At 33.9% G+C, this 24824-nt stretch carries 22 protein-coding genes and 2 pseudogenes; 15 read left to right on the forward strand and 9 right to left on the reverse strand.

All coding sequences use genetic code 11. From position 1 onward, the window contains the following. Positions 1-77 precede the first annotated feature (77 nt). From AC6BKE_RS09075 to AC6BKE_RS09085, 3 genes are all read left to right on the forward strand, one after another. Positions 78-1379, forward strand: a complete 1302-nt coding sequence (locus tag AC6BKE_RS09075; RefSeq protein ID WP_058844782.1) for an O-acetylhomoserine aminocarboxypropyltransferase/cysteine synthase family protein — start codon at positions 78-80, stop codon at positions 1377-1379. Positions 1380-1715: 336 nt separating this feature from the next. Further along, positions 1716-2102 carry a hypothetical protein gene (locus tag AC6BKE_RS09080; protein WP_058844781.1) on the forward strand — a complete coding sequence of 129 codons (387 nt, stop codon included), beginning with the start codon at positions 1716-1718 and terminating at the stop codon, positions 2100-2102. 477 nt (positions 2103-2579) lie between these two features. Beyond that, positions 2580-3566, forward strand: a complete 987-nt coding sequence (locus tag AC6BKE_RS09085; protein WP_036117793.1) for a homoserine dehydrogenase — start codon at positions 2580-2582, stop codon at positions 3564-3566. 64 nt (positions 3567-3630) lie between these two features. Here AC6BKE_RS09085 and AC6BKE_RS09090 read toward each other — a convergent pair whose 3' ends face one another. Then, positions 3631-3861 (reverse strand): MerR family transcriptional regulator, encoded by a 231-nt coding sequence (locus AC6BKE_RS09090; RefSeq protein WP_036117751.1) that lies wholly within the window; start codon positions 3859-3861, stop codon positions 3631-3633. Positions 3862-4017: 156 nt separating this feature from the next. Between AC6BKE_RS09090 and AC6BKE_RS09095 the strand changes: the two genes are divergently transcribed. The 4 genes from AC6BKE_RS09095 to AC6BKE_RS09110 all read left to right on the forward strand — a co-directional run bounded on the left by AC6BKE_RS09095 (position 4018) and on the right by AC6BKE_RS09110 (position 8003). Further along, complete coding sequence (locus AC6BKE_RS09095; RefSeq protein ID WP_499856605.1) at positions 4018-4881, forward strand: DMT family transporter; 864 nt, start codon at positions 4018-4020, stop codon at positions 4879-4881. A gap of 76 nt (positions 4882-4957) precedes the next feature. Beyond that, entirely contained in the window at positions 4958-5650 is a 693-nt protein-coding gene (locus tag AC6BKE_RS09100; protein WP_036117745.1) for a response regulator transcription factor, read from the forward strand. Further along, positions 5628-5783 (forward strand): hypothetical protein, encoded by a 156-nt coding sequence (locus AC6BKE_RS09105; RefSeq protein ID WP_155273172.1) that lies wholly within the window; start codon positions 5628-5630, stop codon positions 5781-5783. Before AC6BKE_RS09100 ends, AC6BKE_RS09105 begins: the two co-directional genes overlap by 23 nt. A gap of 15 nt (positions 5784-5798) precedes the next feature. Next, positions 5799-8003 carry a sensor histidine kinase gene (locus tag AC6BKE_RS09110; RefSeq protein WP_499856606.1) on the forward strand — a complete coding sequence of 735 codons (2205 nt, stop codon included), beginning with the start codon at positions 5799-5801 and terminating at the stop codon, positions 8001-8003. A 35-nt stretch (positions 8004-8038) separates the two neighbouring features. Here the strand turns inward: AC6BKE_RS09110 and AC6BKE_RS09115 are convergent, their stop codons facing one another. Next, complete coding sequence (locus AC6BKE_RS09115; protein WP_340810246.1) at positions 8039-9187, reverse strand: acyl-CoA dehydrogenase family protein; 1149 nt, start codon at positions 9185-9187, stop codon at positions 8039-8041. A gap of 303 nt (positions 9188-9490) precedes the next feature. Between AC6BKE_RS09115 and AC6BKE_RS09120 the strand changes: the two genes are divergently transcribed. Continuing rightward, positions 9491-10570 carry a metallophosphoesterase gene (locus AC6BKE_RS09120; RefSeq protein WP_499856609.1) on the forward strand — a complete coding sequence of 360 codons (1080 nt, stop codon included), beginning with the start codon at positions 9491-9493 and terminating at the stop codon, positions 10568-10570. A 104-nt stretch (positions 10571-10674) separates the two neighbouring features. Next, the gene (locus AC6BKE_RS09125; protein ID WP_170829842.1) at positions 10675-11511 is read left to right on the forward strand and encodes an undecaprenyl-diphosphate phosphatase; all 837 of its coding nucleotides are present in this window, start codon (positions 10675-10677) and stop codon (positions 11509-11511) included. 71 nt (positions 11512-11582) lie between these two features. Here AC6BKE_RS09125 and AC6BKE_RS09130 read toward each other — a convergent pair. From AC6BKE_RS09130 to AC6BKE_RS09150, 5 genes and pseudogenes are all read right to left on the reverse strand, one after another. Further along, positions 11583-11973: pseudogene (locus AC6BKE_RS09130) on the reverse strand (transposase); the annotation flags it as partial. Between the two features lie 427 nt (positions 11974-12400). Beyond that, positions 12401-13651: an MFS transporter gene (locus AC6BKE_RS09135; RefSeq protein WP_499856610.1), complete on the reverse strand. Its 1251-nt coding sequence runs from the start codon at positions 13649-13651 to the stop codon at positions 12401-12403. Between the two features lie 7 nt (positions 13652-13658). Beyond that, entirely contained in the window at positions 13659-14843 is a 1185-nt protein-coding gene (locus AC6BKE_RS09140; protein WP_499856613.1) for a nucleotidyltransferase family protein, read from the reverse strand. Next, a complete protein-coding gene (locus AC6BKE_RS09145; protein WP_499856614.1) occupies positions 14840-15787 on the reverse strand; it encodes a GNAT family N-acetyltransferase in 948 nt (315 codons plus the stop codon). The genes AC6BKE_RS09140 and AC6BKE_RS09145 overlap by 4 nt, the downstream gene beginning before the upstream one ends. A 525-nt stretch (positions 15788-16312) precedes the next feature. Further along, positions 16313-16903, reverse strand: coding sequence for a diguanylate cyclase domain-containing protein (locus AC6BKE_RS09150; RefSeq protein WP_499856615.1), 591 nt, complete (start codon positions 16901-16903; stop codon positions 16313-16315). 469 nt (positions 16904-17372) lie between these two features. Between AC6BKE_RS09150 and AC6BKE_RS09155 the strand changes: the two genes are divergently transcribed. From AC6BKE_RS09155 to AC6BKE_RS09175, 5 genes and pseudogenes are all read left to right on the forward strand, one after another. Continuing rightward, on the forward strand, positions 17373-17621 hold the full coding sequence (locus AC6BKE_RS09155; RefSeq protein WP_499856616.1) for an NAD-dependent epimerase/dehydratase family protein: 249 nt from the start codon (positions 17373-17375) through the stop codon (positions 17619-17621). Further along, a complete protein-coding gene (locus AC6BKE_RS09160; protein ID WP_499858301.1) occupies positions 17608-17772 on the forward strand; it encodes an NAD-dependent epimerase/dehydratase family protein in 165 nt (54 codons plus the stop codon). Before AC6BKE_RS09155 ends, AC6BKE_RS09160 begins: the two co-directional genes overlap by 14 nt. 764 nt (positions 17773-18536) lie before the next feature. Continuing rightward, positions 18537-19664, forward strand: a pseudogene (locus tag AC6BKE_RS09165) (IS3 family transposase); the annotation flags it as partial. A 28-nt stretch (positions 19665-19692) separates the two neighbouring features. Then, complete coding sequence (locus AC6BKE_RS09170; RefSeq protein WP_499856617.1) at positions 19693-20256, forward strand: transposase; 564 nt, start codon at positions 19693-19695, stop codon at positions 20254-20256. A 127-nt stretch (positions 20257-20383) separates the two neighbouring features. Continuing rightward, positions 20384-21067 carry an IS3 family transposase gene (locus tag AC6BKE_RS09175; RefSeq protein WP_499856618.1) on the forward strand — a complete coding sequence of 228 codons (684 nt, stop codon included), beginning with the start codon at positions 20384-20386 and terminating at the stop codon, positions 21065-21067. 242 nt (positions 21068-21309) lie between these two features. Here AC6BKE_RS09175 and AC6BKE_RS09180 read toward each other — a convergent pair whose 3' ends face one another. Together AC6BKE_RS09180 and AC6BKE_RS09185 are read right to left on the reverse strand one after the other, a co-directional pair. Continuing rightward, positions 21310-22314, reverse strand: coding sequence for a S66 family peptidase (locus AC6BKE_RS09180; RefSeq protein WP_499856620.1), 1005 nt, complete (start codon positions 22312-22314; stop codon positions 21310-21312). A gap of 549 nt (positions 22315-22863) precedes the next feature. Next, the gene (locus tag AC6BKE_RS09185; RefSeq protein ID WP_499856621.1) at positions 22864-23892 is read right to left on the reverse strand and encodes an asparagine synthetase A; all 1029 of its coding nucleotides are present in this window, start codon (positions 23890-23892) and stop codon (positions 22864-22866) included. A 187-nt stretch (positions 23893-24079) separates the two neighbouring features. On the opposite strand from AC6BKE_RS09185, the gene AC6BKE_RS09190 reads away from it, so the two are divergent. Then, a complete protein-coding gene (locus AC6BKE_RS09190; protein WP_499858302.1) occupies positions 24080-24823 on the forward strand; it encodes a P-loop NTPase in 744 nt (247 codons plus the stop codon). Position 24824 lies beyond the last annotated feature (1 nt).

Genomic DNA, 24824 nt, shown 5'->3' on the forward strand with positions numbered 1-24824 from the left:
AGGAGAGGGTTTTGTTTTCTACACATAAATCCTCCTCATCTCCGGTACCATCGTAAAAAAATAATTGGAGGTACACAATGACAAATTTTAAACCAGAAACATTGCTGTTACATGGTGGTCAAGAGCCAGACCCAGTGACGGGCTCTAGAACAGTTCCTGTCTATCGCTCAACTGCTTTCGTATTTAAGGACACTGCTCATGCGCAACGTCTTTTTGCCTTAGAGGAAGCGGGGAACATTTACACACGGATTACAAATCCGACAGTGGATGTTTTTGAAAAGCGTGTGGCCTTATTGGAAGGTGGGACAGCAGCAGTAGCACTTTCATCTGGTGCAGCAGCTATCGCATTTTCCATTTTAAATCTAGCTGGAGCAGGCGATGAAATAGTAGCAGGTAGTTCTTTATATGGTGGTACGTATAATTTATTGGCTAACACATTACCGAAGTATGGCATTAAAACAATTTTTGTAGATGAAACAAACCCAGAGAATTTTAAGGCTGCGATTACCGATAAAACGAAAGCTGTCTTCGCTGAAATTTATGGTAATCCAAGTTTAAAAGTTTTAGATATTGAAGCAGTAGCTAAGATTGCACATGCTAACAGTTTACCATTAATTATCGATAGTACATTTGCTTCTCCTTATGGTTCCACACCAATTGAATACGGTGCAGATATTGTTGTTCACTCCGCGACTAAATGGATAGGTGGTCATGGTACAACTTTAGGTGGGGTTGTTGTAGACGCTGGTAAGTTTGATTGGACTAGTGGACGATTCCCTGGATTTACGGAACCAGATGCTTCTTACCATGGATTACGTTACGGAATTGATACAGCTTCTGCTGCTTTTGCTACGAAGCTACGCGTACAGTTGTTACGTGACTTCGGTCCAACATTAAGTGCTGACGCAGCGTTTAATTTACTACAAGGTTTAGAAACGCTTCATTTGCGTATCCCTAAACACAATGAAAATGCGTTGGCGGTTGCTGAATATTTACGAAACCACCCATCTGTGGAGTATGTAAACTATAATGGCCTAGAAGATTTTGCGACACATGATTTGGCGAGAAAATACTTGAAAAATGGCTTCGGTTCTGTGCTTACATTTGGCATTAAAGGTGGACGTGAGGCTGGTCGAAAGCTAATTGATAGCGTGAAGCTGTTTTCACATGTAGCAAATGTAGGGGATGCCAAATCGCTCATTATTCACCCAGCATCGACTACACATCAGCAATTATCAACAGATGAATTAATTCAAGCTGGCGTAACCGAGTCGCTCATTCGCTTATCCATCGGTTTAGAGGCAGTAGAGGATATTATTGCTGATTTAGAACAAGCCATTACGCTTGCCACAACAACTGAACAAACTGTAGAAGCTTAAGTTTTAGAACGCAAGGGAAGATGTTGTAGAGTTTACGTATTTTCTCATTCGAATTGCCTCATTTGGCATTGCGTCAAACGTTGCTACATCAACCAAGTATAAAATTCATCAATTATCAGAACTTTTTTAAAAATAATACCAAGTATTTTTATGTGTATTATTGACTTAGTTAATTCCGTGTTATATACTAGGGAATAAGTTAAGAATACGAAAATTCTTGTTATAAGGTAAATGTTTTCATAAGTGCTCCCCCCACTTTTGAATATATAGAAGAAGAGTGGTCGCATAGCCAGTGACTGCTCTTCCAAAAAAACTGATGATAAAGGAGTGTTTAAAATGGGTAATATCTATAGTGCACAAAACATTGCATCCTATCTAATTTATGAGCTGAATGAAGGTCATGTCTTTGTTAACAATCAATCCATTCAACACTTACTTACATCAGTCGATAAAAAATGGAAGCGAGTCTTTGGTCATACAGCATTTCAAGAGTATGTTGTGGCTGAAGAGGAGGGCTATACTGTAAAGGAAGTTTTTGAGGCATATGAACATTACGGTGTGAGCCATATTGCACTTCCTGCAACAGAGCTTTACTTAAAATACGGTACATTTCAATTAGTGGAACGTACGTATGCAATACCAAATTTTACAGAAGAAGAAATTAGTCTTGTTCAACAAGCTTTAACACATTATCGTTATCAATTGCTTTCAAAAGCAAGTTGAAATCCCCCATATATTAAAGCTCATTCTCTGCTGCTACAGGGAATGAGTTTTTTCTTTAGAGGTCATTAAAATAGTAACAAGATGATGGGTGTCCAAGCATACATATATAATAGAAGAAAGACATTCATATATTTAAATGGAAATAGTCAATTTTTGTTCAAATCTTATAGATCAACTAAAAAAACGTATAATAAAGGGAATGAAACCGATTTCTTTTGCACATCTAGAGAAAACAAATGTCCTTCCTAGAAAGATTTTTCTTGTGCTAAGTATGTATTTGCGTTACAATTTTCTTTAAGATAAATTTAGAATTATTTGAATTTGTATGTGTTCCAACACATACTAAAATAGCGAAACTCGTACAAAGAAGAGTAATTGGCTAAAGCTTGCGGTGGGTGTCCAATTATCATGACACAACCCCATGGAGAAATTAGCTTTGATGAAACTGCGGAATGTAAGTTGGAGGGAATAACAGAAATGGCAACTATAAAGGCAGCGATTTTAGGATTTGGAACGGTGGGTCAAGGGATCTATCATATTTTAAATGAAAAGCGAGAAGAGCTAAAAAATAAATTAGGTATTGAATTAGAGGTAGCAAAGATTTTAGTGACAGATGCTAGTCGTGAACGTGTACCAGGTACAGCGCATTTAATGACGACGAGTATGGATGATGTCTTAGCAGAGCCAGGTATGCAGGTTGTGTTTGAAGCGATTGTAAATGAAGAGCCTGCATACAGTTATTTAAAAAGAGCAGTTGAGCATAAATGTCACGTTGTTACAGCCAACAAAGTGATGTTTGCTAAACGAGGCTTAGAGTTGCAGGATCTGGCAAAAGCAAATGGTGTTTTTGTAGGCTATGAGGCAACTACTGCAGGTGGCGTACCTGTTATTAAAACAATGAAAAATATTTTACTTGTTAATGATGTGAGCCGTATTCAAGGAGTCCTGAATGGCACATGTAATTATATTTTAACAAAAATGCGTGCACAAGGCTGGTCATTCGAAACAGCTTTAAAAGAGGCGCAAAGTTTAGGCTATGCCGAGGCGGATCCATATAATGATATTTCTGGTCAGGATGCCTTTAAAAAATTAATGATTTTAAGTGCTTTAGCTTTCGGAGAGCAACCAGATTGGGCTGATGTAGAAGTAATTGGTATCGATAGCATTTCGGCTGAACAAGTCCGTGAAGCGTGTGAAAACGGTCTGCGTTACCGCCATGTCGCTGAAGTGGAAAAAAGGGCTGACGGTAAAATTATCGCTAAAGTTGGTCCTCAACTGGTTGATAAAGAACATCCACTTTATCCCGTTGATGATGTGTTCAACGCGGTAGCGTTAGAGACTAACTATATTGGGACATTAACATTAGTTGGCCCTGGAGCAGGAATGTACCCAACTGCGAGTGTCATGGTAGAGGACTATGCTGAAATCATTGGGAAAAGAGCAGGATTTGTTGTGACAATCTAATAAACTTATTTTTTAAAATTACCCGCCACTCAACAATGTTCGATTGTATGAATGGTGGGTTTTTTTAATCTTCATCTTTCACATCTATATCTTCTGGAATAGGGGTAGAACGCCAAATTTCGATTTCCTCTTTAATACGTTCCAATTGTTTAAAATACGTGCTAAATTGGCCGCTATTGATTAGGGTTTGTTCTCCATCGTAAACAGAACGGATACGCCCCTCATAAACTAGACGCATAATTTGATCCTCAGGCATACCAAGATCAACAGCTGTCTCTGCAATTGTTTTGTACATACGATTCGCTCCTTTTACTGTATATATTATAACTTCCATTGTTGAGAAAGCATACTAGGCTAATTGAAAGAAAAAGTAAAAATGATAATTGTTTGATTTTGGATAAATATGTATTATTAGTATTAATGAAGTAATAAAGCGAGGATGAATTGATAAATGTTAAATCCGTTGTTGGTATTACTAGCAGCCATTCTATGGGGAATGACAGGAACAGCTCAAACATTTTTAAATCAAGGGGTATCTCCAATAGCAGTGGCCACTATTCGTTCTGCAATTGGTGGCGGTCTATTATTAGCCATTACCATTTCATTACGGAAAATTAACTTTCGAAAATGGTCATGGAAATGGACAATTTTAGCTGCAGCCAGTATTGCTCTTTTCCAGGGTCCTTTCTTTTCATCTATCCGTCTAACAGGAGTAGCCATTGGAACAGTTGCAACAATTGGTAGTGCACCAGTATTTTCTGGTGTTTTAGAATGGCTTATTTGGAAAACTCGTCCGACAGCGGTATGGGGACTTGCTACACTGATGGCGATTATCGGATGTCTTTTATTATTTATGAATAATGGAGACGAGTCTGTTCATATAGGTGGATTTGCGCTAGCACTTTGTGCAGGTGTGTCCTTTGCATTTTATACAAACATTAGTAAAAAATTAATGGCACAGGAAGAGGCATTGCCAGCAGTCGCCATGACATTCTCTATTTGTACGTTATTTTTACTGCCGTTTTCTTTTGAAAATGGATTTGCTTGGTTAGGGAATACACATAACTTATGGACAATGCTATTCATGGGAATTATGTGTACAAGCGTGGCGTATTTATTGTTTTTAAATGGTCTGCAAAAAATTAGTTCATCCTCAGCTGTAACACTGTCATTAGCGGAGCCATTAACTGCTGCCATTCTTGGGGTGTTTTTCATTGGAGAACAATTAAGTATCGTGTCCTGGCTTGGTCTAGCAATGCTACTAGGTGGCATTGTTGTTTTAACCATAGGTGGAAGGAAAAAACGAAAACCTTAAGAAATTCTTCATTTTTATAATAGCTGGTTTTTAAGATTTGAAAGGTACACTGATATTTGAGAGCGAGGTGTATATCATGACGAAATTAACAGTTCTTGTTACAGATGACGATCAAGATATTCGTGATGGTATTGAAATTTATTTAAAAAATGAAGGCTATCATGTCATTAAAGCAGCAGACGGCCAAGACGCATTAGAAAAGCTAGAGAACAATGAAGTACATTTAATTATTTTAGATATCATGATGCCAAACATGGATGGCATTACAGCAACCTTTAAAATTAGGGAGGAGCGCAATATTCCAATTATTATGCTGAGTGCAAAGGCAGAGGATGGCGATAAAATACATGGGCTATCCGTTGGAGCTGATGATTATGTGACGAAGCCATTTCATCCATTAGAACTATTGGCACGAGTGAAATCGCAGTTGCGACGTTATGTGCAACTAGGAACGTATAGTGAAGGAGCGACAAAAGTGGAAATTGACGGACTTGTTCTTGATGAAGATGCAAAAGAGGTCATACTAGAAGGAGAACCTGTTCGACTAACTCCAATAGAATATAAAATCACGGAATTATTAATGAAAAATGTAGGGCGTGTTTTTTCGATACGTGAAATTTATGAACGTGTTTGGAATGAGGAGGCGTACAATGCTGAAAATATTGTAGCTGTTCACATTCGGAAGATACGTGAAAAAATTGAAGCAGATCCGAAAAATCCGCGCTATCTAAAGGTGGTATGGGGCGTTGGCTATAAAATGGAAAAATAAACTAGAGAAGTATATGACGATTGCAGGATTTATAGCAGGTGTTGTTGGGCTCATTTATTTTGGTGTTTATGCCTATCAAATCGTCGATTCTCGCTCCTCAGAGGTTTTGCAATTTTTGGAAAGAATTTTTTAGAGGAGTGTAAGAGGTATGATAAAAAAATGGAAATCCTCTCTAGTGTTAATGTGTTTCATTTGGACAATTTTTGGTATTTTTACTTTTTGGCATGTAGGTTATCAGTATATTGGTAAATCCTATTTCCAATCGGAAAATTTCCAGCATGAAATCGATAATTTCACAGCAGAACTAGGACCGTTAGTGTTAAATGTACCGAATGCCGCAGATTTTAAAGATGAAATAGAAATTACGCAATCAGAAATAGAAGATCATCGTAATTACTATGGTACATTGGGACAGCAAATCGATAATATTAAACAGCAATACGGACAGCGAATTCAAGAAGCAGCGGATGCCAATGCTGCAGAATTACAAATAAAGCTAGAGACTGAACGCGATAATAAGATTAAAGATATTACGGCAAACTTTGAAAATGATGAGCATGTGCGAAAGAAGATTCGTGCTGAAAAAGAAGCATTAATTGATAAATATATTAAGTCAGTACAAGCCGAAGCGAAAAGCTTTGGAAAAAACTATGACTACTGGTCCTATGAGTTGACAAATATTGAAACAGGTAAAATATACCGTGCAGGTGATGTTTCAGAAAGCAGTGCCTATAAAATAAAATATTCTGAGCGAAACCCATTATATGCAGGAAATATTAGTAATAATTTAAGGGATATTTTTTACAGTACAGAAGCATATGTGGATGTAGATAATTTTTATGAAACAGCTGAATATATGGGTGTCTTAACCATCTCGAAAAAAGCAGTTCAATCATTAGGCGTTATGCAGGATTATAATCGTTTTCACCGTAATCAATATACCTTTTTCTTTGTGTGGCTGACTAGTATAGTAACGGCAATCTTTGCATGGAGAGGTCGTAAGATTGTACTACAAACTGTCACGAATATGAAGGAAAAAGAGATTTTAACTAAGGTAAAGTTTGACTTTCAGGTTATTCTAGTATTGATCACAGGATTTATGTATCTTTTTACTTCCCAAATTGTTTTTGAATCTATTGAATACACTTACGATTACAATTATCAATATAATTATGTACGGTCTATATTAGATTCTGCCTTTAAAATAGCTGTGTTATTCGTTATAGGCAGTGCTTTCTTTGTACAATTAATTTGGCTGTATACAAGAGTGGATACTTTGAAAAAGCTAGAAGAAAATATGAAATCAAGTTATTTATGGTCACTTGGCGATTCGATTACTGATTTATTTATCAATCGTTCTATTGCATTGCATTCATTGGTCATGTTAGCTGCAGCCTTCTTTGGGGGAGGTAGCCTTGTCGCTTCTATGTTAAGAGGAGGCGGTTTTCCAGTTCTTGTTCTTGCTATGTGTATGTTCGTAGGAATTCCTGCTCTGGTTGTTTTCCTATCAAGAATGGGTTATTTAAATCGCATTATGAAGGATACGAAGAATATGGCTGAAGGACGTTTAAACCGAGATGTGAAGGTAAAAGGCAAATCACCGCTTGCAGGTCATGCTGAAAATCTTAACCATTTACGAGAAGGTGTTCGTACGTCCATGCATGAGCAGGCGAAAAGTGAACGTTTGAAAACAGAGCTTATTACAAATGTGAGTCATGATTTACGTACGCCATTAACCTCTATTATTACGTATACGGATTTACTGAAAAAGCCCACTATTACAGACGAAGAACGTCAACAATACATTCAAATTCTCGATAAAAAATCTGAGCGTTTAAAAGTATTGATTGAAGACCTTTTTGAAGTGTCAAAAATGGCAAGTGGCAATATTGAACTCCATCGCAGTCGAGTAGATTTGACGCAGCTTATTCAGCAAGCGGTAGGGGAGCATAAAGAGGATTTGACACAGTCAAGCTTAGATTTACGTATGACGATGCCACACGATCCCATCTATGCATATGTGGACGGTCAAAAATGGTGGAGACTCATCGATAATTTAATTGTGAATGTCTTGAAATATGCGTTAGAAGGAACACGTGTATACGTGACGTTGAAACGTACGGCAGATGGTGATGCTGAATTTACAGTGAAAAATGTTGCGAAATATGAAATCAGTGAGGATGCCGAGGAATTATTTGAACGCTTTAAACGTGCAGATGCTTCAAGACATACAGAGGGCTCAGGACTTGGATTAGCGATTGCACAATCTATTGTCGACTTACACGGGGCAAGAATGAGTATTGATGTAGATGGCGATCTATTTAAAGTAATTGTTCGAATTCCAGCAGTATAATGGAAAGATGGCGGCAGAAATTTGCCGCCATCTTTTTATAAACCTAAATTTTTGGCGATAATGACTTTCATCACTTCGTTGGTACCAGCATAGATGGACATAACGGGTATATCTCTATACCTTCTAGCAATTTTATATTCCTCCATATAGCCATAGCCACCATGCAATTGCATACATTGCGTGGCAAGCTCACGTGCATTTTCTGTGATCCAGTATTTTGCCATAGATACTTTTGTCACAACCTCTTTCCCAGCAATATGCTCTTCAATCAAGGATTCTAAAAATGATTTTCCAAGCTCAATTTTAGTTGCCATTTCAGCAATTTTAAATTGTGTATTTTGGAAGTCGCCAATTGTTTTACCAAAGGCTTGACGTGATTTTACATAGTCTAATGTCAAGGTAAGCATATCCTCTGCGGCTGTTTGTGCAGCAATCGCTACTGCTAATCGCTCTTGCTGTAGCTTTTCCATCATATAGTGAAAACCTTTGCCTTCTTCTCCAAGTAGGTTTTGCACAGGCACTCGGCAATCTTCAAAATAGAGTTCTGCCGTATCTTGGGCATGCATCCCAACCTTTTCGAGCTGTCTTCCTTTTGTAAAGCCAGGTGTACCTTCTTCAATGACAAGTAGACTGATGCCGCGATGCTTTTTCTCCACCTGTGGATTTGTTTTCACTGCAACAATGACTAAGTTTGTATGAATGCCATTAGTGATAAAGGTTTTTTGTCCATTGACAATGTAAAAGTCACCATCGCGGATCGCGGTTGTTTGTATATTTGCCAAGTCTGAACCTGTACCAGGCTCAGTCATCGCAATCGCAGTGATATAGTCGCCTGAAATACATTTAGGCAGCCAGCGAGATTTTTGTTCATGTGTACCATAAGCCTCGATATAAGGTACGGCAATATCATTATGCAGTCCAATCCCAATAAGACTTGAACCTATACGTTCTAGCTCCTCTTGAATAATAACACCGAAGCTGAAATCCAGACCAAGCCCGCCATACTGCTCCTCGACCTGTGGGCAAAGGTAGCCCATCTCACCGAGCTTGCGCCAAAAGGAAAGTGGAATTAGATGGTCTTTTTCCCATTGAATATAATGTGGCTCAGCTTCTTCAGCTAAAAACTTACGGAAGGTTTTACGAAATAACTCATGCTCTATTGTTTCAAATTTATAACGTGTCATTCGAAATAGCACCCCTTTTTGCTCGTAAATGCGTAAATTTTCTCGTTCATCTATTATGTTACTGGAAGATTTGTAGAAATTAAAGTGGCTTTTAGTGTGAAAATGACGAAAATGTCATCTAAATATGGTGGAATGTCATGTAGAACGAGAGAATCGAAGGAAATAAAAAGGTAAACTTATAGTTGTCATCTGTAATCAGTTCCTATTTTCAGATAGAAGATTATTCAAGGGCTTCAAGCAATATGATTGTTAAGTATAATGATATAATCAACTAAATTATAGAAGAAAGTAGAGGACTAGGTTATGCCAAAAGTAATCGGTGGTATACTTTTAATTAGTATTTATAGTGCGTTGACTTTCTATTTAGGGTGGGGAGTAAAGCAGTGGCTTGTAGCGATGGGATGGTTCCGTTATCCAGTCCTATTTTGGCTGATTCTGTATATTGTTGCTTTTAGTATTATAATCGGAAGATTACATGAGTCTTTACGGTTCTTTTCGGTCATTGGTAATTACTGGATGTTTCTCTTTGAGTACGGCTTATTACTGTGTTTAGCTTCACAATTGATTGTTTGGTTAACTCCCTTTAAAAATGTACAAATAATTGGTAGTATAGCAGTTGCTGTCCTAGTTTTGTTAAGTATCATCGGCTCTTATTTAGCTTATTCACCAGTAGTTCGTCATTTAGAAATAACGGTAGCCAAAAAGGAAAGTGAACTAGAATCACTGAGAGCTGTTGTGGCATCTGATTTTCATTTAGGGGTATTATCGCATAAAAGGCATTTGCAACGATTTGTAAACTTGGCAAATGAAGCGCAGCCAGATATTGTATTGTTAGCTGGCGATATTGTGGATGATGATCCAAAATGGTTTGTTCAAGAGGGCATGGCGAATGTCATGAAAGGATTAACATCTACATATGGAACGTATGGGATATTGGGTAACCATGAATATTACGGTAAAAAAATTCCTGAGTTTGTAAAGGAAATGGAAAATGCCAATGTGAAAATACTGCTAGATGAAACAATTCGTATAGAAGATGCGTTTGTATTAACAGGGCAAGAGGATAGGACCAATAAAGAAAGAAAAACACTTGAAGAATTAAAGATATCTGATAACTTGCCATGGCTTGTGATGAACCATACACCCGATGACTTGGTAACACCAACGGCAATGGGGGTTGATTTACATATGTCAGGTCATACACATAAGGGTCAGCTATGGCCAAACCAGTATATAACGGCTCGGGTATTTGAACTGGACTATGGTTATAAGTTGAAGGAGCATATGCATACACTTGTTTCATCAGGCTATGGCTTCTGGGGACCACCGATGCGAATTGGTAGTAGATCAGAGCTTTGGGTAGTGGATATAAACTTTCAATAGTGTGTGGTAATCTTGAAATGAGCTACCTAGGTGAAATGACAGTAGTATATGAAAACGTAGTATCTTATAATAGGTGGGTATTTGATTAAAAAAGGTAAGGTGACATGGTGGAAATTATAGAATTATTAAAAGCGTTAATATTAGGCTTTGTCGAAGGTATGACGGAATTCGCACCAGTATCTTCTACGGGTCATATGATTATTGTGGACGATATGTGGTTAAAGACAGAGGAGTTTTTGGGAAAATATCCTGCTAACACATTTAAAATTGTTGTGCAGCTCGGCTCCATTTTAGCGGTTATCGTAGTGATGTGGAAACGTATGCTAAGCTTAGTTGGCTTATATAATATTGACGGTCAATCAAAATCCATAAACGGCCGTTTTAACTTATTGCATGTTATTGTTGGGATGCTGCCAGCAGTTGTTTTAGGTTTTGCGTTTAAAGATTTTATAGACGACCATTTATTTAAAGTAGAGCATGTAGTTTATGCTTTAGTGGCAGGAGCAATTCTAATGATTGCTGCGGATAAATTGGCACCAAGAAAACCAAAAGTAGATTCTTTAGACAAGATATCCTATGGTTTAGCATTTAAAGTTGGGTTAGTTCAATGTCTATCTTTATGGCCAGGTTTTTCTCGTTCAGGTGCGACTATTTCAGGTGGGGTACTCTTTGGTATGAGTCACCGAGTTGCAGCCGATTTTACATTCATTATGGCAGTGCCAATCATGGCAGGGGCTAGTCTAGTATCCGTTCTGAAAAACTGGGATACTTTATCAATGGACTACTTTGGATTTTATGCAGTTGGGTTTATTAGTTCATTTATCTTTGCATTACTATCCATCAAGTTCTTCCTAGCGCTTATTTCAAAGGTGAAATTAATGCCTTTTGCGATTTATCGTTTAGTTTTAGCTGCAGTTCTTTGTGTAATCATTTTTATGTAAACAAAAAGTCACTCTTCTTTGATGAACTGCTCCCTGTCAAGTAGACAGTGGAAAGAAATAATAAAAATGCTTTAAGCGGCTTGTGCCCTATATTCTAAGGGGCTCAAGCCGTTTAACGTTTCTTGATAACGTTTGTTGTTATAGAATTTGGTGTACGTATCAAAGGCGTGTTTTAATGTCTCATACGTTTCAACTTTCAGTGTTCCCCAAAACGCCTCAATCGGTCCATTATCGATGCAGCGACCTACTCTCGACATACTATGTTTCAGTTTGCCTTTTCCATGATTCGCTTGAATTCTTTCGAAGTATATTGATATCCCTGATCGCACTTAAATAAGCCTTCTTTCCATTGCCATACTTGAATTCCGTCACATCTGTACACCATTTCTGATTTGGCTTTTCGGCTGTAAACTCATGTGCCAACACATTCTCAGTTATAGTTTTTGAGTTGTGATATCGATGAATTTGTTGTTAGGGTTGAATAAAAGCGTAAAAATAATTAACGTAAATTATAAGAAAACATACTAATGTTAGTATGTTTTCTTATGGCTGTTTTCACAAACATTGTTGCTTCTGGTTTGGCGAACTAAAGAACCCTTTAGCTTAATAAGAAATTAATAATAACCTTGAAAATTATCAAACTGCCGAGGGTATTCGAACTACTATAATATTTACATCAATAGGTTCATTGGAATTTTTAGTTTGTTTTTAAGAATTGGTAAATAAGCTCACTAATCTCTTTAGCATGTGTTTCGAGAGCAAAATGCCCTGTATCTAATAAATGGACTTCCGCAGAGGGAATATCACGCTTATATGCTTCAGCTCCAGCAGGAAGGAAGGATTATTTTTCCACTAGGTTAGGAAAAAAATTAAAAGTTGAAATTTAAAATTATTCTATATTATAAATTTTGTTCTTCAATCCGTATATTAATATTAATAATAATATTACAATTCCTATTATGAATATATTCTTTACAATCATAATTTCTCCTAATATACCGCCTATAAAAAAAGCAAAAGGAACTGCTAGTTTCATTATCATCGATGATGTTCCAGCAACTCGTCCTAGTAAATGGTTTGGTGTAACTTGTTGTCTTAAAGTAAGGTAATGTATATTAGTAAATGTGCCACTAAATCCAATCAGTAGAAATGCTAATGCAAGTATATAGAGGGATGCAACGTTATATAACATAACATGTGCTATCAATAATAAAACCATAGAGTATATCAATAACTGACCTCTCTTAAAATACTTTAGGCTTTTTTTAGCAATAATTGAAGCAAATAAAGCTCCTACTCCAGTAAAAGACATTACAAGAGCAATTTCTGATTCCGATAGTTTAAATGTGTCTAAAAGGTAAAATATTAAAATCGCTCCGGTTAAACCATTCACAACATTAAGAAATAAAATCATGAGCGTCATTATCCAAAGTGACTTTATGGATATAAGATGACTCCAACCTTCTTTTATTTCTTCTTTCATTGAAGTTTTATCATTGCTATTTTTCTTTTTATTTATTGGAATTTGAGTAAATCCAATCAAAAATAGTAATATAACTAACCCCGCTAGAGTAATCAGTAAACTAACTTGATAATTGAGAACTAGAAATATTAAAGCAGCTATGCTAGGGCCTATAATATCAATTGTAGTTCTTACGAAACTAAACGAAGCGTTAGCATCAATCAACTGGTCTTCCCTAACAATTCCAGGTAGAATTGTATGAAAAGCATTATTAAAAGTATAGCCTGCTATAAATAAGAAGAACCCTATAATATACAAATAAACTAAATTCAAAGTTTGTTGAGAAAATAAGAATATAATTATTGAAATGCAGATGACTTGAATAACTATTGATATCTGTATGACCATCTTCCTATTTAATCTATCTACTATAACGCCAATAAATATAGCTAAAAATAAATTAGGCAAAAATTCTACAATTCGCATTGTAGACATTGCTAAAGATGAAGATGTCATTTTATATATAAGAATTGGTATAGAAATAGAAAAAAAAATGAAAGTCAAATTAGAAATTGAATTTCCTATAAAAAGAAATAAAAAATCTTTGTTTCGCCAAATACTTTTTTTAATTATTATTTCATTATGTGAATTTTCTACTATCGCTGAGTTATTATTCAATAAAAATTCATCCTTTCAAACTACTTAAATAATCTTGGATTTCTTTTTCCTCAGAATCTTCAAGAATAGTAAAATTTGAAGCAAGAAATGCGCCTATAGGACATAATAGGATATGAAATTTTCTAAACTCAATCCACCTAGCATCGTGTGATTTTATTTTATTACTAACCTGATAAAAATGAGTAGGTATTCCATTGCAAAATCTTTCATAAGGATCCATTAAATATTCTAAATTACTTGCTAGGGAAATTTTATTTTTATCAATTAATTTATCTCCTAAAACCTTTAAATACCTAAAGAAGAATTTTTTAAAGTTAAGTTCTTGAATGAGGTTAGGGAGTATATAAGTTAATTCTCTTCTTAATTCCCAAACCCCTTTTTCTACAAAATTAAATCCAGATTCAGAAATAGTCTTATTGTTAGTTTGAAGCTTTTTTAAAACATTTAATAGAAATTTATTGTGTAACTTTCTTTCAATATAAGACCAGTCTATATCTTTATCCGTTACCAAATAATGAAAATCTATGGCATCTCTAATAAAGAATTTTTTACGTCCACTTACTTCTATTACAAGCAATATTATATTCATTTCATGACTAGGTATCGGTATAAATATATCTGTATCATAATATTTCATTAATTTTCTCTTAAACCATAAATCTGGATCATTGAACCATATAGTTTCACTAATGACAAAACTGTTAATATTAACTTCTAAATAAACAAACTTATCTCCATTAATTTTTTTCATATACTTAATTATTCCATTAATTTCACTATTAACTTCTGTTAGAATAGGATTATAGGATAATGAAAATCCATTCTCGGTTAAAATTTCGTGACATTTCCAAAAATCATCTATATTACTGACCAAAAAATCGAAATCCCCGCTTTGTCTAGGCAAATCTTTAGGATAATATTCTAATAAGGCTACACCTTTTATAACAATATAATTAATATTGGCTTTGTTTAATCCCAAGACAATATCAAGTAGTACTTTATATCTGATTTTCCTATATTGTTCTAACTCAGTCCAAACTATTTCATCGATTACGTATTTAGAATTGTTGGACAAAATAGGGTCAATTATTCGACTGAACTTTATCTGTTCTGAACACTGATCTATCTTTAAATCTGAATAACTTCTTTTGCCACTAGCAATATTGAAAAGAATTTCATCATATTTCTTCATTGCAAACTCTCCTTGATTCGAAGATTTTTAATAAATATAAGAGACTCTCTCTTCCAATAACTTTCCTCTAAGGATTTTATAATTTCCTTTGATTTATGAATTCCTTTTTCTCCGGCAATTATATCCACAGTACCAACTAACAAATTAAAATTATTATTTAGAGCAAATGTTTCACCTTCTTCGATAAGGGCAGTACCAATTCCTAACCCCTTATAGGAGTCTACTACGAAGATATCAACAAGCTTTAATGGGGTTAATTCCTTGTTACCTCTATTTATAATTTCAAATGATATATGACCAGCAAATACTCCGTTAACTTCCGCTACTAAGATAAGGCAATCTTTTAACAATGGTTTATGATAATCTTTAACGTTAATTTCAAGGCTTCTTAATGGTTCTTCTCCATATAAATCTACTTCGTAAGCATTTAAATAAGCTTGAGTAAGACATGCTAGAACATTATCCATATCGTTTTCATTAGCTGTTCTAATTTTAAATAGTTCAAAAATCTTATTATTAGCAGGATTATCAGCTATATTTTTAGTCATTGTATAAGTAATAGGTATAAAATCACTCAGAATTGTACCTTTTAATTGATTAAATAATTCAAAAGGTGTTTCTTCTTTTAGGAAAACTTGGTAATAAACATTTTTTAAATCATAGTCTTCTTCTACTAATTTTATTAATTCATTCATTTCTTCCCCAATGATATTAAATTCAAGGGGGTTCATTTTTCTATTATAAAAGTGGACTATATATAGTTCATTAGCATTCAGTATTTCATTATGACCTATGTAATAGCAACCGAAGTATCTTAAAAAGGGATTTTCTATCCACTGTCCATCGAATTTTTCGACAAGATCATTTTGTTCATCAATTTTCAACAAATCTGCACTGGAGAATTTCACCTTACTTTTTATAACCTCATTTACTGTAAAAATCACTCTAGCATTCCACCTTTCACCTTTAATTTCGATAGTAGATATTAAATAAGCTATAGGAAAGAAGAATCTTTCCTATAGCTTATTATCTTACTTCTTCTTCTTTGGTAGTGCTTTAACAACTCCAAAAGTTGGTTTAACTGATGGCATAATTAGTCCTCCTCTCAAAAACAAACTCATATATATAACCTTATATATATGTCTACATATATATATATACTAATTAATGGAATTTGTCTATAATTTTCTGATTAATTTTAAAAATTTGAATATATTTGTTATGAATTTGGACATTGATTCCTCTTGGAATGGTTATACGCTATTTTAATAAACTTAATTTAATTAGGTTTGATCAAACTCTGTTGAATGTTCAACTTACTTAACATATTTCAGAGTTAGGCATCCTTTTAACCCCATAGAAAAAGCACCTCTACATTGTTTATTTAAGTATTCAATACCCATTTTACAATGTAAGGTGCTATTCCTTTAAAGTTTTAGAAAGGGGGTAAAAGTGAGTAATCATTTATATCAAAGGTTATTTTTTTCAAAAAAATCATCTAAAGCTCTTCTAATTATATAAGACTCACTTTTATTTGTTTGTTTAGAAAATTTAGCGAGTTTTATTAATTGTTTTTTTCTAAAGTATAAGGACTTCAATTTCATAGACTCTTCAAAAGCTGATTCCATAGAATTAGAACCTCTTGTTTTGGCAACTAATAAAGCTTCAAATGCTGTAGAAAAAACATTTTCCACATCTTTGCAAAAATCAGGAAAAGTAGAAATACCCATGCAAAATGTGATCTTTATGTTTGTTTTCTTTTCTAAATAGTGTTGAAGTTCTTCTTTAATAGAAGCAATTTCTAATAAAGATATTCTTTTATCATCAACAATGAGACCTGAAAAAGCATCCCTACCTACTTGAGATACGGTTATATTTGGTATTTTACTAGTTAAAAACTTAAAAATTTCATCAATAACAAAATGATCGATTTCATCTCCAAATAATTGTTTGGAATTATCTATATCTATAATAAAAATAGATACTTTTTCTTTATTAGATAATAAGTGTTTGGCTTTATTAAAGAATTCTTCTTTAGATATAACATTGGGAGAGTTCATAGGAAGCAACACCTTTCGAAATGAATTATTAATGATTATACATAAGAGATTGAATTACTATCAAGTTTTAAAGAGTTATATATTTTTTTCAAATACTTCACTGTGAGAAATTTATAACTTTCCTTAAAAAGCTAACTTCTATAGACCTTTGTACGAACCAACTATTAAATTAAAGGTTTAAAAAGGTTAATAGAACCAGCTAATGAAATATGGTGAAACCAAAAGATTAATGAATTAATAAGCATTTGAGAAGACAATGTTTATAAAAAACTCTTAAATGGTAATTTAATGAAAAATGGTATTTACATATATTTAAGGTAATTGATGTCATTCTTGTTATTAACAATGTTAAGATTATTATAAATATTAATCTTAAATTTTGGAAAATAGTCTAATTTGATTAACTTTTCTTTTATACCAAAATTATAGAAATTACAAGTTGAATTTTATAGATAGGAGTGTGGAGAAATTGCGTGTTTTAATTACCGGAGGAGCTGGGGCTTTAGCAGAAACATTAATTCCTTATTTGGAGGAAAGAGGTCATAAAGTAACGTTACTAGATTATTTCGAGATTAATTTCAAATATCCATCTATAATAGCTGATATTAGAAGTATTGACATTTTGGAAAAATCGATGATAGATCAAGATATAGTAATTCATACGGCAGCATTACATGGAGTTCATCTTGGAAAATATAAAACAAATGATATTTTTTGATACGAATATCTTAGGAACTTATAATGTATTAAAACAAGCGGTAAAATCGGTTATTAAAAGAGTAATACATATTAGTAGTACATCAGTTTATGGAATTTCAAAAAAGCAATTTAGAGAAAACCATTTGTGTAAACGAATCCACAAAACTTAATCCTTTAGATATTAATGATTTATGTAAATCGCAAAGCGAACAAATCTGTTATTATTTTAGAAGGTTATATAATTTAGACTGTATAACATTGAGAATAGGAAGATTTTCCACAGAGGAAATGATTGAATTTAATTTAAAAAAACTATAGGAGCTGTTGATGTTATTGATGTATCCCAGGCCATATTTAAAGCAATAGGTGCTAAAAATCTAATAGATAATGCATTCTGTATATCATCAAAAGTTTTATTTAAACAAGAAGATTATCCATTATTAATTCATGATGCAGATAAAATTATAGAAAAGTATTGTCCCGGAGCAATTGAATTAGTTGGTAAAAGGGGAGAAGGTTAATTCAAATTATTAAAGGTTCTGGCAACGTTGGACAATTATTTATAGGACAAGTAGAGATATAAGCTAAAGATATAGCTTTACTTCATAAACTTCCAGAAGAGACATTAGATTTGATTAAATCCACTATTAAAAAATCATTAAAAAAATTAAAAGAAGACCTGTACAATGCAGCTGCAGCAAGAGAAATTGCATCATACAATACTCATGAAAGTCTCAACACATTATACACACAATACATATACATTGTAAAATAGTTTTCCACACACCTCGATAGTCCACATGCAGCAATCATTGCACCTATGTTCATCCCTGGTGCTCTGATTACAAGCGCGCCGCCCACCCATACAACAAAAAGAAGCGACAGATTTACGTCGCCTGTTTTGCTACTGTGTACGGGAGGATACGACTCGACACATGGTACATCCTTACTCAAAACAGCAGCTATATTTAATATAGCTACTCCATCAACACTTCGAAGTTGGAAAAAACAAGTTGAAACAAAAGAATTCGATGCCTTTCAGTCAAAGAAAAAGGGGCGTCCATCTATGAAAAAAGAAAAGAATAAATAACCAAAAGCACCAGTAGAAGGATCACCTGAAGCACTTCAAGCAGAAATCAGTTGTCTACGTATGGAGAACGAGTTAAAAAAAAGTTGAACGCTTTAGTTCAAGCCAAGGAAACATCACCAAAGAAGACAAAGTAAAGGTCATCTATGAATTAAGGCATAAATACTCAGTGAAGGCGATTGTGGCATTCGCAAATATTCCACGTAGCATGTACTATGATTTAGTGAAGAAGATCAATCGACCAGATCCAGATGCCGGGCTAAAGGTTGAAATTCAAGTGATTTACAACGAACACGAGGGCCGTTATGGTTACCGTCGTATTCGTGATGAACTGGCGGCGAATCGTGGGCAAAAAGTGAATCATAAAAGAATTCAACGTATTATGAAAGAACTAGGTTTAAAGTGCTTAGTATGGATGAAAAAATATAAATCATATAAAGGCACAGTCGGTAAAATTGTGCCAAATATTTTAAATCGCAACTTTACAATGGAAGCCCCGAATGTGAAGTGGGTAACGGATATTTCGGAATTTAAATTATTTGGAAAAAAGCTGTATTTATCGACTATATTAGATTTATTTAACGGAGAAATTATTACGTATATGATTGGTTCTAGACCGACCTATTCACTAGTATCAAAGATGTTAGAAAAGGCTTTAGAGCGGTTACCCGAGAAACACTAGCTGCTTATGCATCAGATTAAGGCTGGCATTATCAAATGAAACAATATCGGGAAGCCTTTAAAGATAGGGATATTGTGCAAAGTATGTCGCGTAAAGGAAACTGTTACAACAACTCTGTGATGGGGAATTTCTTTGGCATACTGAAATCGGAATTCCTCTACTTAAAGGAATTTAAAAGTGTAGAACAGTTTAAATCGGTACTTGAAAAATATATAACATATTACAACACGATACGGATGAAGGCAAAATACAAAAAGAGCCTTCTCATATTAATGCTGCACCCCAAAAGTTAGAGTAATAAATCTAATTTTTGGGGTGTTTTTGTATGGTGAATATAGCCAAGGTTTTAAATTAAAGATTGTTCAAGAGTATTTAAAAGGGAATCTGGGATACCTCTTATTAGCACAAAAATATGGTATACCCTCTTCAACTCCAATCAAACATTGGGTTAGGGCTTTTAAAGCTTTTGGAGAAGGAGGTTTACAACGGAAAACCAAGCATGAGGAATATCCTGTTCAATTCAAATTAGATGTATTAAACTTTATGAAACAAACAGGTGCTTCTTATCAAGATACAGCCATTCGATTTAACATGAATCATCCTAGTTTAATCGCAACTTGGCACAGTAAGCTTTTAAAAGAAGGAGTAGAAGGCCTGAAACATGCGAAGGGAAGGCCGTCTATGTCTAAAAAATCAAAAGCTACAGTGACCAAAGCAGAAAAAACAATGTCTCGTGAGGAGCAGTTAGAACGTGAAAATGAACGACTTCGTCTAGAGGTTGCATATTTAAAAAAGTTGAAGGCTTTTCGAGAGAACCCGGATGCCTTCCTCGAAAAGCACAAGCAGCAATTGCCTTTGAACTCAAAGAAGAAGGATTCCGATTAAAAGACATCCTTGAACAAGTCGATATTCCAGAAGCAACGTATCACTATCACATCAAGCAAATGAAGAATGAAGATCCAGATCAAGCATGGAAAACGTTGATTTTAGAGACTTTTGAGCAACATGAGGGGTGATATGGATATCGTCGTATTTATGCGGACATCAAATCAATCATAAAAAAGTACAACGAATCATGAGTGAATTAAATTTAAAATGCGTGAAATTCGTGCGTAGATCTCACTATAAATCGTATAAAGGTACTGTAGGGAAAGTCGCTAAGAATCGATTAAACCGCCGTTTCCATACAACGTACTTCTTACAAAAACTCGTGACAGACGTAACAGAATTCAAATGTACAAACAACGAAAAACTCTATTTAAGTCCGATTATGGATTTATATAACGGTGAAATACTGGGCTTTAGTATGTCTAAACGCCCTACACTCGATTTCGTAATAGACTCATTGAAACAAGTACTCCCAATTATTCAAGAACATGACCAATACCGTACAACGATTCACTCGGATCAAGGCAGGCACTATCAACATCATTTATGGGTGATAACATTAAAGCAAAACAAGATTTTTCAAAGCATGTCTCGTAAAGCAACCTGTGCAGACAATGCGGTCATGGAGAACTTCTTTGGCTTACTCAAACAAGAAATGTATTATGGAGAAGAATTAATCTCCTATGAAGCGTTAAAGAAGAAAATAGAGAAGTATATCGATTACTATAATCACGATCGAATTAAGCAAAAATTGGCCGGCATGAGCCCGGTAAAATACCGAACTCATGCCAGCCGATTGACTGCATAAATAAAAATCTAACTTTAAGGGGTCACTACCGTACCGAACTCATTTTACCCAAGCTGCCTAAACGAAATAACTGTGTCTAACTTTTAGGGCTCACTTCAAATATATAGGAGGTACATGTTCCACTATTTTTTAAAGTTGTTTATTTATAAATCTCGTCAAATTAAAATTTAAGGTATAAATTAATGTAATGTGATTTCAGGGTATTAAAATTAAGCGATTTAACTTTTATAAAGGAGATGAACTTAGGGTATAAAACTTTGAATAACAGTTCCTTCTCCTTTATTTACAAATATTTCAGCATAAGCACCGTTAATAAACGTTATCTGTGGAGGCAAATGACCGCAATCTATATCATATACAACCGGTATCTGAAGCTCTGTAAATAATTCTTTATAAACATCGAAATTAGTATAATTATCTATTTTTTTTTCTTTGCATCTTCCAAACAAGATCCCTGAACAATTATCAAACCATCCGGCATATTTCATTTGCATTAAAGATCTACGTATATCTGTGGAGGAAAGATTACTGCTTTCTAGATACCATATTATTGGTTCATTATTAATATATTTTTTTTGAAACCTTTTTACATTTCCAAAAGGTGTACCTACGATATGTCTGATAACATCTATACAGCCACCTAATAATCTACCTTTTATGTGGCATTTTTCATTTGCAACAGTTTTCCACATAGTTTTTTCAGTGAGATTGAAGGCTGAGGAACTTTGATTGAAATCCCATTCGTTTTGATACTTTATTGATGACTTTTGTAGAATTGATTCTCCAGTTTCTAGTGATATAATATCTTTCCACTTTTGGGTTGTACAATCGATTTGACCTCGTAAATCAATTAAATTTGTACAATGTGCTGAAGCTGTACCTGTCACTAAAGTAATTGTTAAGGATAATAAGCTGATATCAGAATAGCCTAATATCCATTTTTTTATTTCTGAATAATTTATATGATCTAAAATTTCTATTAATAACTCCCCTCCCCATGGAGGAAAAATACAATCAATTATATTTGATTTAAACATTTTCATTAATTCTTGTGCTCTTATAGGAGCAGTTGTGGATTTAGCTTTATTTTGTGTCCAAATAGTATTCCCTACTACTACTTTAAATCCTTCTTCTTCTAGATTTTTAATAGCGTTTTCTAATAATTTATGTAGTTCTATAGGCACTCCTGATGAAGGAGCTGTAACTCCTATGGTTGCTCCATTTTTAAATTTTGGATAGTAAATCAATATGAAGTCTCTCCTTTAAGCCATGTATATTTATTACTTCAAATTTCTAAATCTCCCCTTTCAATAATTAAGGGAGAGTTTAAGTATTAAGAATGCTGAAAATAGAAACAAGTATTTTATGGGAAATTCTCGGCCCAAACTTCAGATGAAAATAATCATAATGCTAAAACTACTTTCATGGAACGGCATTCCTCAAACACCCCCATTATAGATAAATCCTCAAATAAAAGATATTGGGCGAAGCACAATCTAAAAAGCCTCGTTCAAATAATTGAAAAACCATAAAACTTTCGAACCGTTGTATACGGAACCGTATGTATGGTGGGGGAGAGGGAGGCTAGCCAATTAATGGCTAGCCTCCTACTCGATTCTATTTATGTTTTGTAGTGCCGATTTTTCTATGATACCAAAAGTTGGAGCCACATGATTTTGAATGGGTTGCTTAAAGAACATCGCCCTTCTAATTTGGAAAGTTATACAAATGTATATTTTTTATTATATTGACACCTTATTATTAATTTTTAATTTTAAAATATTCTTATAATAATACTAAGGATTTATCGTTTTTCCATTAAATCGTGGAATTAATTGACAATCCCTAATATCCTTATTTCTCGTTAACCATAAAATAAATCGCTCAATTCCCATTCCAAATCCAGCAGTTTGTAAAGGTGATATTTCTTTCATTTTTATATACCATTCATAATCGTTTTCGCTAACTTTATGATACTCTAAAGCATTTCTTAAATTATCTACGGTTTGGTGACGTTCACCACAGCCTACTACTTCCCCAATTCCAAATAATAAATCTGCATTTAAAGCGTTCCTTTTATCTGGAGTGCATGCTTGATAAAATGGTACAGACATATAATCGTGATGAGTTAACCATCCAATTCCACCTAAGATTTCAATAAGTTTTTGTTCCCCTAAATTTGTAATTGTTCTATATCCTTCGTTGTTAAATTGTACATAATCTTGATTATTTTTTAATTCCCTTACAGCGTCATCCATTGTTATTTTAGGGATATTTTTATTTAGATTTATTAAAGATTCAATGTGTTTTAACGTTCCAGCAGTGTTTTCCAACGTGTCAGGGATAGTATTTAATAAATCTCGACATAATGTATCTATATATCTATTAACTAGTAAAATAATATCGTTTAATCCTCCTTTAATTTCTACCTCACTATGATAAAACTGACATAGATGTCTTTCATCAGCTAGTTCTCCACGAAAAGAGGGCATGATATAATGAACGCCTTCATTTAGTATCCTCAAAGCATACTCCAAATGGAACTGCATTGAATCTGAAAGATATGTATCTATGCCTTCTAGTTGTATTTTAACAGGCAATGAGTCGCTGCCAAGACCCATAGGACTTGTAACAGAACCGGTAGTAAGAGGGAGATTAACTGTTCGGATTTTTTCCTCTCTAAAAAAATTCCAGGATGAATGATTTATCTCATCCTGAATAAATAAAAGAGATTTATACCATGGATCGTCCATCGCAAAAATAAAATGATTATCAGTATTTCTCCAGGTTTGAGAAGGGCTAAATCTAGCATTTGTAATTGTCATAATTTTTCCTCTTTTCTGTATAATAAGAATTTACATTTACATACTACCAAAGATTATACAAATATCCAATTATTTTTAAAAAAAATAAAAATTGACTTTTAAAAACAAATGATTCAGAATAATTGATAGATTCAATTTTTTTGAGCTTAATCTAGGAGGGATTAGTATAGATCCTATAGTTATTTATATATATAGCGGAAAGGGTGGAGTGGGTAAATCTACTGTAGCTGTTAATTTAGCATACTCTTTTAAAAATAAGAAAATAGGTTTATTTGATGCAGATTTAGAAGGTCCAAGCATACCAGATTTACTGAAAAATATGGATATGACTAGGAAGCCTTATATGGATGGTATGGTAATTTATCCAGCAATATTTAATAATATTAAGGTTGCATCTACAGGATTTATAACTAATAAAAATGATAATTGTTATGTAACAGGGAGAGTATTAGAGGGAACTTTAAGTCAACTATTATATGATGTCGATTGGGACATTGATATATTAATAATTGATTTACCACCAGGAACTAACGATATTCATAGAAGTTTATTTTACCATTTAAAAGGTTCTGCAATTCTAGTTACTACTCCACAAGAAATAAGTTTTTCGGATACTCAAAGAGGTCTCGATTTTCTAAATCGTCTTGAAATTAAGACGATAGGAGTGATTGAAAATATGGGGAGTTACCAATGCACTAGTTGTGGTAATAAAGAAAAAATATTTTCGGCAGATACTCATAATGAATTTTTAATACCAAATGACTTAGAAATGCTGGCATGTTTTCCTTTAACAATAGACCTAAATAGTTCTAAAAAAATTCCATATGTTATAGAAAACCCCAATAATGAAATTTCAAAAAATTTTAGTCGGATTGCAAATTACATTATTGAAATAAATAAAATGAATTCAATTAATAAAGTAATGGAGTGAA

Source organism: Lysinibacillus sp. COL-1 (assembly GCF_059814265.1).